Genomic DNA, 12667 nt, shown 5'->3' on the forward strand with positions numbered 1-12667 from the left:
TAATCAGGCAAATTCAATACATTGCAGGGATCATGTAGGCCTGATAAGCGTAGCGCATCAGGCAAAACGTAAACAACGAGTACATTAATGAGCGAAATGATTTACGGCATCCACGCAGTGCAGGCCCTGCTGGAGCGCGCCCCTGAACGTTTTCAGGAAGTCTTTATTTTAAAAGGCCGTGAAGATAAACGTCTGTTGCCGCTGATTCACGCCCTTGAGTCCCAGGGCGTGGTTATCCAGCTGGCAAACCGCCAATATCTCGACGAGAAAAGCGACGGTGCCGTGCATCAGGGCATTATCGCCCGTGTGAAGCCTGGACGTCAGTATCAGGAAAATGATCTGCCGGATCTGCTCGCTTCGCTCGATCAGCCGTTCCTGCTGATCCTCGACGGTGTAACCGATCCGCATAACCTGGGTGCATGTATGCGTAGCGCGGACGCCGCAGGTGTTCATGCGGTGATTGTGCCGAAAGATCGCTCCGCACAGCTCAACGCCACGGCGAAAAAAGTAGCCTGCGGCGCGGCAGAAAGCGTTCCGCTGATTCGGGTGACTAACCTTGCGCGCACCATGCGTATGTTGCAGGAAGAGAATATCTGGATCGTCGGTACGGCAGGTGAGGCGGATCATACGCTCTATCAGAGCAAAATGACCGGACGGCTGGCACTGGTGATGGGCGCAGAAGGTGAAGGCATGCGTCGCCTGACCCGTGAACATTGCGATGAGTTGATCAGCATCCCAATGGCAGGAAGTGTTTCTTCGCTGAACGTTTCTGTGGCGACAGGCATTTGCTTATTTGAAGCGGTACGCCAGCGTAGCTAATTTCTCGGAATTATGAAAAGCCATCCAGATTTGGATGGTTTTTTTTTGTCTATAGCTGGTAAGATAATTACGTACTACAAATATTCATTTTATTAATATTTAAACTTAATTTATATGGAATAATATATGACATGGAATCCGTTGGCGCTGGCGACGGCGCTGCAAACTGTACCTGAACAAAATATTGATGTAACAAATAATGAAAACGCATTAATTATTAAAATGAATGATTATGGCGATTTGCAAATCAATATTCTTTTTACTTCCCGCCAAATGATCATCGAAACCTTTATTTGCCCGGTAAGTAGTATCAGCAATCCAGATGAATTTCATACCTTCTTATTAAGAAATCAGAAGATGATGCCGTTGTCATCGGTAGGGATCTCCAGCGTGCAACAGGAAGAGTATTACATTGTTTTCGGGGCGTTATCGCTTAAATCTTCTCTTGAAGATATCCTGCTGGAAATAACCACGCTGGTAGATAACGCTTTGGATCTTGCTGAAATTACAGAAGAATATTCACATTAATTACAAGGACAGGTATTTATGGGAATTTTAAAAACTTTATTTACGCTGGGTAAATCGGTGATCTCGCAAGCGGAAGAATCCATTGAAGAAGCACAGGGCGTTAGAATGCTTGAACAGCATATACGCGATGCCAAAGCAGAACTGGATAAGGCCGGTAAATCACGTGTCGATCTACTGGCAAGAGTGAAATTGAGCAACGATAAACTGAAAGATTTGCGTGAGCGTAAAGCCAGTCTGGAAGCTCGCGCGCTGGAAGCGTTAAGCAAGAATGTTAATCCGTCGTTGATTAACGAAGTTGCTGAAGAAATCGCCCGTCTTGAGAATGTCATTACCGCTGAAGAGCAAGTGTTGTCGAATCTGGAAGTCTCTCGCGATGGTGTGGAAAAAGCGGTTACAGCGACAGCACAGCGTATCGCTCAATTTGAGCAACAAATGGAAGTCGTTAAAGCTACTGAAGCCATGCAGCGTGCACAACAGGCCGTAACGACCTCTACTGTTGGCGCATCTTCCAGCGTTTCGACAGCGGCAGAATCCTTAAAGCGTCTGCAAACGCGTCAGGCCGAACGTCAAGCTCGCCTGGATGCTGCCGCACAGCTGGAAAAAGTGGCAGATGGTCGCGATCTTGATGAAAAACTGGCGGAAGCCGGAATTGGCGGTAGCAACAAAAGTAGCGCCCAGGATGTATTAGCAAGACTGCAACGCCAACAGGGCGAGTAATGTTCTTCTCATGGATCATTAAAACCTGCCGACGTCACCTTTCCAGGCTTACCTGGCCGGCATTGACTGGATTATTTACAGGACAGTATCTGTTTTGTTATCTGGTGTTAACTGCGTTGCATGAAGAGGCGTTGGTAGGTCAACTGAGTAATTTTATTTATTACTGCTCGGTTGTGGGATCAACGCTGGGGTTTGGTGATATCACACCCCAAACGGTGGGGGGACGTCTGTTCACAGCGCTCTGGCAGATTCCTGTGAGTGTTGGTTTATTTGGCGCTTTAATGGGAAAAGTCATTGCATTATATGAAACTTCATCATGATGCCACCGTCCTGGGAATAAGCAGTTGTAAAAATGGTAGGGGAATGGAACTGAATCCAGTCATTGCAACGGAAGTTAAAGGCGGTATGTGGCTGCATCTTATTGGCAATAACCGTATTTTGGCTGAAGAAGTGGCATGGCAGGACATTGAGGGAAGCATATGACAAGTTTTTTCAAGCGTCTGTTTGGTAAGGATGATAAACCTGCAATCGCACGTGGCCCACTGGGACTTCATCTCAATAGCGGCTTTACGCTCGACACGTTAGCGTTTCGTTTGCTGGAAGATGAATTGCTGATTGCGCTGCCGGGTGAAGAATTTACGGTAGCCGCTGTCAGCCACATCGATCTGGGCGGCGGTAGTCAGATTTTCCGCTACTACACTTCGGGCGATGAATTTCTGCAAATCAATACCACCGGCGGCGAAGATATTGATGACATTGATGATATCAAGCTCTTTGTCTATGAAGAGAGCTACGGTATCAGTAAAGAGAGCCACTGGCGCGAGGCGATCAATGCCAAAGCGATGGGGGCAATGACTTTAAACTGGCAGGAAAAACGCTGGCAGCGATTTTTTAACAGCGAAGAACCGGGGAATATCGAACCCGTCTATATGCTGGAAAAAGTTGAAAATCAAAACCACGCCAAATGGGAAGTGCATAATTTTACCATGGGCTATGAACGGCAGGTGACCGAAGATACCTGTGAATATTTGCTGTTAAATGGTGAGGAATCTTTTAACGATCTCGGCGAGCCGGAGTGGTTATTTTCGCGCGCACTGGGTGTTGATATCCCACTGACATCACTTCATATTATTGGTTAATTACAAGGACGTTTACGATGCATATACTGGATTCACTTCTTGCCTTTAGCGCCTATTTTTTTATTGGCGTGGCTATGGTGATTATTTTTCTGTTTATCTACTCCAAAATTACACCGCACAACGAATGGCAGTTAATTAAAAACAATAATACCGCGGCGGCACTGGCGTTCAGTGGTACATTGTTGGGTTACGTGATCCCATTATCTAGTGCGGCAATCAATGCGGTGAGTATTCCGGATTATTTTGCCTGGGGCGGGATCGCACTGGTGATTCAGTTACTCGTTTTTGCTGGCGTCAGACTTTATATGCCAGCATTAAGCGAAAAAATTATTAATCACAATACCGCAGCAGGAATGTTTATGGGAACCGCCGCGCTGGCTGGCGGTATTTTTAACGCAGCTTGTATGACATGGTAATGGACGATCATGGCCAGAAAACGCAAATCAAGAAATAACAGTAAAATTGGTCACGGAGCGATCAGTCGCATTGGAAGACCTAATAATCCTTTTGAGCCGCGACGCAATCGCTACGCACAAAAATACTTAACGTTGGCGCTAATGGGCGGTGCAGCTTTTTTTGTATTGAAAGGTTGTGGCGATAGTGGTGATGTCGATAACGACGGTGACGGAACGTTTTACTCGACAGTGCAGGATTGTATTGATGACGGTAATAATTCAGATATCTGTGCTCATGGCTGGAACAATGCCAAAGCGGCATTTTATGCCGATGTTCCGAAGAATATGACTCAGCAGAATTGTCAGTCTAAGTACGAAAATTGCTACTACGACAATGTTGAACAGAGTTGGATCCCGGTCATTTCTGGATTTTTATTAAGCCGGGTTATTCGTAAAGATCGCGATGAGCCGTTCGTTTATAACAGCGGTGGATCCTCATTTGCTTCCCGCCCCGTCTGGCGCAATACTTCCGGTGATTACTCCTGGCGCTCCGGTTCTGGCAAAAAAGAGTCTTACTCCTCGGGCGGCTTTACCACCAGAAAAGCGTCAACTGTTTCTCGCGGCGGCTATGGTCGTTCTTCCAGCGCCCGTGGGCACTGGGGAGGCTAATCATGCTGAGACACAACGTTCCTGTACGACGGGATCTGGACCAGATCGCCGCCGACAACGGTTTCGACTTTCATATCATCGATAATGAAATTTATTGGGATGAGAGTCGGGCTTACCGCTTTACTCTGCGGCAGATAGAAGAGCAGATCGAAAAACCAACTGCGGAACTGCATCAGATGTGCCTTGAGGTGGTGGATCGTGCGGTTCAAGACGAAGAGATCCTGACGCAACTGGCGATCCCCCCGCTGTACTGGGATGTGATCGCTGAAAGCTGGCGCGCACGCGATCCTTCGCTGTATGGTCGGATGGATTTTGCCTGGTGTGGTAATGCGCCGGTGAAGCTGCTGGAGTACAACGCCGATACGCCGACCTCATTGTATGAGTCGGCTTATTTCCAGTGGCTGTGGCTGGAAGATGCGCGGCGTAGCGGCAGTATTCCGCGTGATGCCGATCAGTACAATGCCATTCAGGAACGCCTGATTTCGCGTTTTAGCGAGCTTTACAGTCGGGAACCGTTTTATTTCTGCTGTTGTCAGGATACCGACGAAGACAGGAGTACTGTGCTGTACTTGCAGGACTGCGCTCAGCAGGCTGGGCAGGAGTCACGGTTTATCTACATTGAAGATCTCGGTTTAGGCGTCGGCGGTGTACTGACCGATCTTGATGATAATGTCATCCAGCGTGCATTTAAGCTGTATCCGCTGGAATGGATGATGCGTGACGATAACGGTCCGCTGCTGCGCAAGCGCCGCGAGCAATGGGTGGAGCCGTTATGGAAAAGTATCTTGAGCAACAAAGGGTTAATGCCGCTGCTTTGGCGCTTCTTTCCTGGTCATCCTAACCTACTTGCATCCTGGTTTGATGGCGAAAAACCGCAGATTGCCGCTGGCGAAAGCTATGTGCGTAAACCGATCTACTCACGCGAGGGCGGTAACGTCACCATTTTCGATGGTCAGAATAACGTCGTTGACCACGCTGAGGGTGATTATGCCGATGAACCGATGATCTACCAGGCATTTCAACCTCTGCCACGATTTGGCGATAGCTACACACTCATTGGTAGCTGGATTGTTGATGATGAAGCGTGCGGAATGGGGATCCGTGAAGATAACACGCTGATCACCAAAGACACCTCACGTTTCGTTCCGCATTATATTGCTGGCTAAGAATGTTTTAGCAATCTCTTTCTGTCAGGAATCCGTGGCAGTGACCATACTAATGGTAACTGCCATTGATGGAGGGAGACACAGTGCACTGGCAAACTCACACCGTTTTTAATCAACCTATACCATTAAATAACAGCAACTTATACCTGTCTGATGGCGCGCTCTGCGAAGCGGTAACGCGTGAAGGTGCTGGCTGGGATAGCGATTTTCTCGCCAGTATTGGTCAGCAGTTAGGAACGGCTGAATCCCTTGAACTGGGGCGACTGGCGAATGTGAATCCGCCCGAATTATTGCGCTACGATGCGCAAGGACGCCGTCTGGACGATGTGCGTTTTCACCCCGCCTGGCACCTGCTGATGCAGGCGTTATGTACCAATCGGGTACACAATCTGGCCTGGGAAGAAGACGCTCGCTCCGGCGCATTTGTGGCGCGAGCGGCGCGTTTTATGTTGCACGCACAGGTTGAGGCTGGGTCGTTATGCCCGATAACGATGACCTTTGCCGCCACGCCATTGTTATTACAGATGTTACCCGCACTGTTTCAGGACTGGACCACGCCGCTGTTGAGCGATCGCTACGATTCCCACTTATTGCCAGGTGGGCAAAAACGCGGTTTGTTGATTGGCATGGGCATGACGGAAAAGCAGGGCGGTTCCGATGTGATGAGCAACACTACCCGCGCAGAGCGTCTGGACGATGGCTCTTATCGGCTGGTGGGGCATAAATGGTTTTTCTCGGTGCCGCAAAGCGATGCGCATCTGGTACTGGCGCAGACCACTGGCGGTTTGTCCTGCTTTTTTGTGCCGCGCTTTTTGCCTGACGGGCAACGCAACGCGATTCGCCTGGAGCGGCTGAAAGATAAGCTGGGCAATCGCTCCAACGCCAGCGGCGAGGTGGAGTTTCAGGATGCCATAGGCTGGTTATTGGGGCAGGAAGGGGAAGGAATTCACCTGATCCTGAAAATGGGCGGGATGACACGTTTTGATTGTGCTCTGGGCAGCCATGCCATGATGCGCCGTGCATTCTCACTGGCGATTTATCATGCACATCAACGCCATGTTTTTGGTAATCCATTGATCCAACAGCCTCTGATGCGTCATGTCTTAAGCCGCATGGCTCTCCAGCTTGAAGGGCAAACGGCGTTGCTGTTTCGTCTTGCGCGAGCGTGGGATCGGCGTGCCGATGCCAAAGAAGCCTTGTGGGCGCGTTTATTTACGCCTGCGGCGAAATTTGTTATCTGCAAACGTGGTATGCCGTTTGTGGCCGAAGCGATGGAGGTGCTGGGCGGTATTGGTTATTGCGAGGAGAGCGAGCTGCCGCGGCTTTACAGGGAAATGCCGGTGAACAGCATCTGGGAAGGTTCTGGCAATATTATGTGCCTGGATGTATTGCGCGTTCTTAATAAGCAGGCGGGTGTATACGACTTACTGTCGGAAGCGTTTATGGAAGTGAAAGGGCAGGATCGCTATTTTGATCGCGCGGTTCGTCGTTTGCAGCAGCAACTGCGTAAGCCAGCTGAAGAAATGGGGCGAGAGATTACTCGTCAGCTATTCCTGCTGGGTTGCGGCGCGCAAATGTTGAAATATGCCTCTCCGCCAATGGCGCAGGCGTGGTGTCAGATGATGTTTGATACGCGCGGCGGCGTGCGGTTGTCAGAGCAGATCCAGAATGATTTATTGCTGCGGGCGACGGGGGGAGTATGTTTATAAACGAGTCAGCCAGATGTGATGCTAGCGCGTCTTATAATGGCAACAGCAGCATTACGTGTTATCAACTAACACAATGAAATTTCAGGAACTGTTGGCCGGATAAGGCACAGGTGCCGCATCCGGCATTGTTCATTTGCTGTAGATGACACTCACGCATACAGGATCGCCTGTACGCGCCAGTTATCAGGCTGCTGGTCTTCGTACATGGTAATAATGCGGTACCATGATGCACCTTGTTCATCGGCCTTTAACGCCACGATACGTTCCACGTCCTGCGGATCCCCTGAAATATTGCTAACCGAGATCTGACCTATTTCATTCAGGCCCGTCACGCAGTCAGCACTGGCGAATTCTGCAGACTGTGCCGTGGTGCTCGCAGGATAAGTCACTAATTGCAGCGAGGGTGAGGCAAGTAATTGTTTCATCGTCAGCTCCATTTTTCGTTTCCCCACATGTTGCAGGGCATTCCATCGCGGTAATAAACGCCCGAGCTTCCAGCTGGTAATTTATTGTGCACAGGTAAACGCATAGGGACGCAAAGCAATGTAAAGCTGGCTGTATAAGTTGTCTGATTTATTTACGGTATAAAATAGCTTGTGAATACCACTGTCCTGTCACAATGGTTTCGTCCACCATGACGACAACGTAATAATCAGCTTTTGCAGCGACAGCTTTCGCTCTGATTTCTGCTAATGCGTCATCCGGAGAACCCCGAACCATCGTGCTTACGCTACCTATTCGCTGTAACCCTTGCGTCTGGTCGCGGCGAATCTCTTGCGGATGGTCCGTTACTGGCGGTGCTGGCTGTGGCGTACCTTGCAGTGCGCTACAGGCACTTAACATCAACACCAATAATAAACTGGCAAACCGGTAAATAACGCTATTACGTTTCCTGCTAACCATAGTGTAGTGCCTTATTAATTTAACTTTGGGGGAATGTTCCCGAATTGTTACCTGGTACGCGATTTTCGAATGAAAACGTGATGAAAGCGTAACCCACATCTCAACATTATGAACTAATACCGCCAGCAGAAACTTGTGCTAAGGATTTCTTCATGTCATACCAGACAAAAAGGAGAGACAGATGATTGAAATAGACTCGCGCGTGCTGGCAGATATTCCCGTTCTTCATGCTTATCCTGTCGGGCAAAAAGATACCCCGTTACCGTGCGTGATTTTTTATCACGGCTTTACTTCGTCCAGTCTGGTGTATAGCTATTTTGCCGTTGCGCTGGCGCAGGCTGGTTTGCGGGTGATCATGCCGGATGCGCCCGATCACGGTAGCCGTTTTAGGGGCGACGCAGCGCGGCGGTTAAATCAATTTTGGCAAATTTTGCTACAAAGTATGCAGGAATTCACTACCTTACGTGCGGCAATAGCCGAAGAAAACTGGCTGCTTGCTGACCGTCTGGCAGTCGGTGGCGCGTCGATGGGCGCGATGACGGCACTGGGAATTACCGCTCGCCACCCCACGGTGAAATGTACCGCCAGCATGATGGGATCGGGCTATTTTACATCGCTCGCCCGTTCACTGTTTCCACCGCTGATACCTGAAACGGCAGCACAGCAGAATGAATTCAATAACATTGTCGCGCCGCTGGCAGAGTGGGAAGCGACAAACCACCTGGAACAACTTGGTGACAGACCTCTACTGCTGTGGCATGGCCTTGACGATGACGTCGTGCCTGCCGACGAATCACTACGTTTGCAGCAGGCCTTAAGCGAGACGGGACGGGATAAACTGCTAACCTGTTCATGGCAGCCAGGCGTGCGTCACCGCATTACGCCTGAGGCATTAGATGCTGCCGTGACATTTTTCCAGCAGCATCTTTAAACACGCAGAATGCTGACCCCTTGCGCTTCCAGTTGTTGCAGGATTTCCGGGTTAGCATTTTTGCCGGTGATCAGCATATCGATTTGATCTGCACGACTAAAGAGCATCCCCGCACGTTCGCCGATCTTACTGCTATCAACCAGTACCACCAGTTTCCCTACCACGCTCAACATCTTCTGCTCTGCCATTGCCGTCAGCATATCGGTTTTATACAACCCTTCTGCGGTCAGTCCTTTGCCACTGGTAAACATCCAGTGCCCGGCATAGAGACTGTTTTCGCTGCCCTGTGGACTTAAGGTGATGGACTGGCTTTTGTTGTATTGGCCGCCCATGATAATCACGCTGTCATGCTCCTGATCGATCAGGTAATTCGCCAGCGGTAGATAATTAGTAATGATTTGCACTGGCTTGCCACACATTTCCCGCCCAAGCAGAAACGCGGTGGAACCGCAGTTGATGACGACGCTTTCGCCGGGATTCACCAGCTGCGAGGCTGCTTTAGCGATACGTACTTTTTCATCATGGTTCTGCGCCTGATGCAGATTCATCGGCGTCCAGCGTGGGCGCTGCTGGGTGATGGCTTCTGCGCCATTGCGCACTTTTTTCAGTTTGCCGCTTTCGTCAAGTTTATTGATATCGCGTCGAGCGGTAGCAGGCGAAATTCCCAGACGCTCAACGACTTTCTCAACGGTCACAAAGCCCAATTGTGCGAGCATTTCCAGGAGAATTTGATGTCTTTGTGCTTCAGTCATGAGCTATTCCGATAAAATTTGATTTTTTTAGATGATATTTGAAATAGCCAGGAAATACTACGCCGGATAGCGCGAACTTCTCCACGCCATCCGGTATAAACGACAGATTACAGGAACGACTTGAACGGCAGATCCGGTTCAATGGTGAAGCAATCGTCAAAACCACGTGGATAGTGGTACTCGAAGTTGTCTTTATCCAGCGGCCAGGTAAATTTGCCACCGACCTGCCAGATAAACGGCTTGAAGCCATACTTCAGGCGATCTTTTTTCATCTCCCACAGTACGCGGATCTCTTGCGGATCGGCCTGGAAGTTTGACCAGATATCATGGTGGAACGGGATAACCACTTTTGTATTCAGCGCTTCTGCCATACGCAAGATATCAGCACTGGTCATTTTGTCGGTGATACCACGAGGGTTTTCACCGTATGAACCTAATGCCACGTCGATCTGATGCTCGTTACCGTGCTTCGCATAGTAGTTAGAGTAGTGGGAATCGCCACTGTGATACAGGGTACCGCCCGGCGTTTTGAACAGGTAGTTTACCGCGCGATCGTCCATGCCGTCTGGCAGTACGCCAGCCGCTTTTTGATCGGCAGGCAAAGTGATCAGTGCAGTACGGTCAAACGCGTCAAGGGCATGAATTTCAATGTCTTTCACTTTAACGACATCGCCCGGTTTGACCACGATGCAACGTTCTTTCGGCACACCCCAGCCAATCCACAAATCCACGCAGGTTTTCGGCCCGATAAATGGCACGTCATCAGCGCAGTTCTGCATCACGGCAGCAGCGACGTTGACGTCGATATGATCGTTGTGATCGTGAGTTGCCAGTACCGCGTCGATCTGGCGAATCGCAAACGGATCAAGAACAAATGGGGTGGTACGCAGGTTCGGTTGCAGTTTTTTCACGCCAGCCATGCGCTGCATCTGGTGACCCTGTTTCATTAGTGGGTTACCGTGACTTTGTTTGCCAGTACCACACCAGAAATCGACGCAAACGTTGGTGCCTCCTTCAGATTTCAGCCAGATCCCGGTGCAGCCTAGCCACCACATCGCGAATGTGCCAGGAGCTACCTGTTCTTGTTCAATTTCTTCATTCAACCAGCTACCCCACTCCGGGAAAGTGCTCAGGATCCAGGATTCACGGGTGATACTTTTCACTTTACTCATCGCCATTTACCTTCATGATAGTTCAATTTGAATCAATATTTGATTGGTTTTGATTAATCCTGACACTATTTTTTCAGGAAGGCAATGACCATTTTTTGACTTTTTGCCTGATGAGTAGTTGTTGATTTTAAGGCATTAAAGATGAAAAGGATTGCGATATTTAATTAACTACATGAATTTTAATTAATAAATTTTGCATTGTGTGAATTCCACGCTTTCTATGTGGAATTATTTGCGTGTCGCGTCACATTTAATCATAAATAATCTTGTTGTGATTACTTTTGAAAATTAGAGTGAGTGCACAACATTCCGGGTGTGCGGAATACCCGGTTACCTCTTCTTCAGGAGATCGTTATGGAGATCCTCTACAACATCTTTACCGTGTTTTTTAACCAGGTCATGACTAATGCCCCGTTACTGCTGGGTATTGTGACCTGTCTGGGCTACATCCTGCTGCGCAAAAGTGTCAGCGTGATTATCAAAGGTACGATTAAAACCATTATTGGTTTCATGTTGTTGCAGGCCGGGTCCGGCATCCTGACCAGCACCTTCAAACCGGTGGTGGCGAAAATGTCGGAGGTTTATGGCATTAATGGTGCGATTTCCGATACTTACGCTTCCATGATGGCTACCATCGAACGTATGGGCGATGCCTATAGCTGGGTGGGCTACGCGGTGTTGCTGGCACTGGCGCTGAACATCTGTTACGTGCTGCTACGTCGCATTACCGGTATTCGCACCATCATGCTGACGGGTCACATCATGTTCCAGCAGGCCGGGTTGATTGCCGTTACGCTGTTTATCTTCGGTTACTCCATGTGGACCACCATTATCTGCACCGCGATTCTGGTTTCGCTCTACTGGGGTATTACCTCCAACATGATGTATAAGCCGACTCAGGAAGTCACCGACGGCTGTGGTTTCTCCATCGGTCACCAGCAGCAGTTTGCATCATGGATTGCTTATAAAGTTGCGCCGTTCCTCGGCAAAAAAGAGGAAAGCGTTGAAGACCTCAAACTGCCAGGCTGGCTGAACATTTTCCACGACAACATCGTCTCCACGGCGATTGTCATGACCATCTTCTTTGGTGCCATTCTGCTCTCCTTCGGTATCGACACCGTGCAGGCGATGGCGGGCAAAGTGCACTGGACGGTGTACATCCTGCAAACCGGTTTCTCCTTTGCGGTGGCGATCTTCATCATCACTCAGGGCGTGCGCATGTTTGTGGCGGAACTCTCTGAAGCGTTTAACGGTATCTCCCAGCGCCTGATCCCCGGTGCGGTTCTGGCGATTGACTGTGCGGCCATCTATAGCTTCGCGCCGAACGCTGTGGTCTGGGGCTTTATGTGGGGCACCATCGGTCAACTGATTGCAGTTGGCATCCTGGTCGCCTGCGGCTCTTCCATTCTGATTATCCCTGGCTTTATCCCGATGTTCTTCTCTAACGCCACTATTGGCGTGTTTGCTAACCACTTCGGTGGCTGGCGCGCGGCGCTGAAGATTTGTCTGGTGATGGGGATGATTGAAATCTTTGGTTGCGTCTGGGCGGTGAAACTCACCGGTATGAGCGCCTGGATGGGCATGGCGGACTGGTCGATTCTGGCACCACCGATGATGCAGGGCTTCTTCTCCATCGGCATCGCCTTTATGGCCGTCATCATTGTCATTGCACTGGCTTATATGTTCTTCGCTGGCCGCGCGCTGCGCGCAGAAGAAGATGCAGAAAAACAACTGGCAGAACAGTCTGCTTAATAAGGAGTTTTGATT

At 49.6% G+C, this 12667-nt stretch carries 14 protein-coding genes and 1 pseudogene; 11 read left to right on the forward strand and 4 right to left on the reverse strand.

Going from position 1 to position 12667, the window contains the following annotated elements:
* Positions 1 to 87 precede the first annotated feature (87 nt).
* The 9 genes and pseudogenes from rlmB (at position 88) to QUE34_RS25320 (ending at position 7142) form a co-directional block, all read left to right on the forward strand.
* Positions 88 to 819, forward strand: coding sequence for a 23S rRNA (guanosine(2251)-2'-O)-methyltransferase RlmB (gene rlmB / locus QUE34_RS25280; RefSeq protein ID WP_032304360.1), 732 nt, complete (start codon positions 88 to 90; stop codon positions 817 to 819).
* Between the two features lie 126 nt (positions 820 to 945).
* The gene (locus QUE34_RS25285) at positions 946 to 1347 is read left to right on the forward strand and encodes a YjfI family protein (RefSeq protein WP_032304361.1); all 402 of its coding nucleotides are present in this window, start codon (positions 946 to 948) and stop codon (positions 1345 to 1347) included.
* Between the two features lie 18 nt (positions 1348 to 1365).
* Entirely contained in the window at positions 1366 to 2064 is a 699-nt protein-coding gene (locus QUE34_RS25290; protein ID WP_103253419.1) for a PspA/IM30 family protein, read from the forward strand.
* Positions 2064 to 2547: pseudogene (locus QUE34_RS25295) on the forward strand (potassium channel family protein). Before QUE34_RS25290 ends, QUE34_RS25295 begins: the two are co-directional and overlap by 1 nt.
* Entirely contained in the window at positions 2544 to 3203 is a 660-nt protein-coding gene (locus QUE34_RS25300) for a YjfK family protein (RefSeq protein WP_000200291.1), read from the forward strand. The pseudogene QUE34_RS25295 and the gene QUE34_RS25300 overlap by 4 nt, the downstream one beginning before the upstream one ends.
* Before the next feature lie 17 nt (positions 3204 to 3220).
* Complete coding sequence (locus QUE34_RS25305; protein ID WP_000547753.1) at positions 3221 to 3619, forward strand: DUF350 domain-containing protein; 399 nt, start codon at positions 3221 to 3223, stop codon at positions 3617 to 3619.
* Positions 3620 to 3628: 9 nt separating this feature from the next.
* Complete coding sequence (locus QUE34_RS25310; RefSeq protein ID WP_000101673.1) at positions 3629 to 4267, forward strand: DUF1190 domain-containing protein; 639 nt, start codon at positions 3629 to 3631, stop codon at positions 4265 to 4267.
* A gap of 2 nt (positions 4268 to 4269) precedes the next feature.
* Positions 4270 to 5433 (forward strand): glutathionylspermidine synthase family protein, encoded by a 1164-nt coding sequence (locus QUE34_RS25315; protein WP_032185750.1) that lies wholly within the window; start codon positions 4270 to 4272, stop codon positions 5431 to 5433.
* A gap of 83 nt (positions 5434 to 5516) precedes the next feature.
* Positions 5517 to 7142 (forward strand): isovaleryl-CoA dehydrogenase, encoded by a 1626-nt coding sequence (locus tag QUE34_RS25320; protein ID WP_105268500.1) that lies wholly within the window; start codon positions 5517 to 5519, stop codon positions 7140 to 7142.
* A 149-nt stretch (positions 7143 to 7291) separates the two neighbouring features.
* Here QUE34_RS25320 and yjfN read toward each other — a convergent pair whose 3' ends face one another.
* Together yjfN and bsmA are read right to left on the reverse strand one after the other, a co-directional pair.
* Complete coding sequence (gene yjfN, locus QUE34_RS25325; RefSeq protein ID WP_024166233.1) at positions 7292 to 7567, reverse strand: DUF1471 family protease activator YjfN; 276 nt, start codon at positions 7565 to 7567, stop codon at positions 7292 to 7294.
* Between the two features lie 148 nt (positions 7568 to 7715).
* Positions 7716 to 8045 (reverse strand): biofilm peroxide resistance protein BsmA, encoded by a 330-nt coding sequence (gene bsmA, locus QUE34_RS25330; RefSeq protein WP_000254636.1) that lies wholly within the window; start codon positions 8043 to 8045, stop codon positions 7716 to 7718.
* A gap of 181 nt (positions 8046 to 8226) precedes the next feature.
* Here bsmA and yjfP point away from each other — a divergent pair, with 181 nt between their 5' ends.
* Positions 8227 to 8976, forward strand: a complete 750-nt coding sequence (gene yjfP, locus QUE34_RS25335; protein ID WP_032185754.1) for an esterase — start codon at positions 8227 to 8229, stop codon at positions 8974 to 8976.
* Here yjfP and ulaR read toward each other — a convergent pair.
* Both ulaR and ulaG read right to left on the reverse strand, forming a co-directional pair.
* Positions 8973 to 9728, reverse strand: coding sequence for an HTH-type transcriptional regulator UlaR (gene ulaR / locus QUE34_RS25340; protein WP_000133631.1), 756 nt, complete (start codon positions 9726 to 9728; stop codon positions 8973 to 8975). The genes yjfP and ulaR overlap by 4 nt on opposite strands.
* Positions 9729 to 9835: 107 nt before the next feature.
* Complete coding sequence (gene ulaG / locus QUE34_RS25345; RefSeq protein ID WP_001353507.1) at positions 9836 to 10900, reverse strand: L-ascorbate 6-phosphate lactonase; 1065 nt, start codon at positions 10898 to 10900, stop codon at positions 9836 to 9838.
* A gap of 354 nt (positions 10901 to 11254) precedes the next feature.
* Here ulaG and ulaA point away from each other — a divergent pair, with 354 nt between their 5' ends.
* Positions 11255 to 12652 (forward strand): PTS ascorbate transporter subunit IIC, encoded by a 1398-nt coding sequence (gene ulaA / locus QUE34_RS25350; RefSeq protein WP_001355100.1) that lies wholly within the window; start codon positions 11255 to 11257, stop codon positions 12650 to 12652.
* Positions 12653 to 12667 lie beyond the last annotated feature (15 nt).

Origin of the sequence: Escherichia sp. KS167_9B (assembly GCF_030295215.1) — a bacterium.
Classification (GTDB): domain Bacteria; phylum Pseudomonadota; class Gammaproteobacteria; order Enterobacterales; family Enterobacteriaceae; genus Escherichia; species Escherichia coli_F.

What these genes read in the sequence shown, in the direction of transcription:
- QUE34_RS25290 (WP_103253419.1), top strand. Translation starts at nt 1,366, where the DNA reads ATGGGAATTTTAAAAACTTTATTTACGCTGGGTAAATCGGTGATCTCG.
- QUE34_RS25285 (WP_032304361.1), top strand. Translation starts at nt 946, where the DNA reads ATGACATGGAATCCGTTGGCGCTGGCGACGGCGCTGCAAACTGTACCT.
- ulaG (WP_001353507.1), bottom strand. Translation starts at nt 10,900, where the DNA reads ATGAGTAAAGTGAAAAGTATCACCCGTGAATCCTGGATCCTGAGCACT.
- QUE34_RS25310 (WP_000101673.1), top strand. Translation starts at nt 3,629, where the DNA reads ATGGCCAGAAAACGCAAATCAAGAAATAACAGTAAAATTGGTCACGGA.
- ulaR (WP_000133631.1), bottom strand. Translation starts at nt 9,728, where the DNA reads ATGACTGAAGCACAAAGACATCAAATTCTCCTGGAAATGCTCGCACAA.
- rlmB (WP_032304360.1), top strand. Translation starts at nt 88, where the DNA reads ATGAGCGAAATGATTTACGGCATCCACGCAGTGCAGGCCCTGCTGGAG.
- ulaA (WP_001355100.1), top strand. Translation starts at nt 11,255, where the DNA reads ATGGAGATCCTCTACAACATCTTTACCGTGTTTTTTAACCAGGTCATG.
- yjfN (WP_024166233.1), bottom strand. Translation starts at nt 7,567, where the DNA reads ATGAAACAATTACTTGCCTCACCCTCGCTGCAATTAGTGACTTATCCT.
- bsmA (WP_000254636.1), bottom strand. Translation starts at nt 8,045, where the DNA reads ATGGTTAGCAGGAAACGTAATAGCGTTATTTACCGGTTTGCCAGTTTA.
- QUE34_RS25315 (WP_032185750.1), top strand. Translation starts at nt 4,270, where the DNA reads ATGCTGAGACACAACGTTCCTGTACGACGGGATCTGGACCAGATCGCC.
- QUE34_RS25305 (WP_000547753.1), top strand. Translation starts at nt 3,221, where the DNA reads ATGCATATACTGGATTCACTTCTTGCCTTTAGCGCCTATTTTTTTATT.
- yjfP (WP_032185754.1), top strand. Translation starts at nt 8,227, where the DNA reads ATGATTGAAATAGACTCGCGCGTGCTGGCAGATATTCCCGTTCTTCAT.
- QUE34_RS25300 (WP_000200291.1), top strand. Translation starts at nt 2,544, where the DNA reads ATGACAAGTTTTTTCAAGCGTCTGTTTGGTAAGGATGATAAACCTGCA.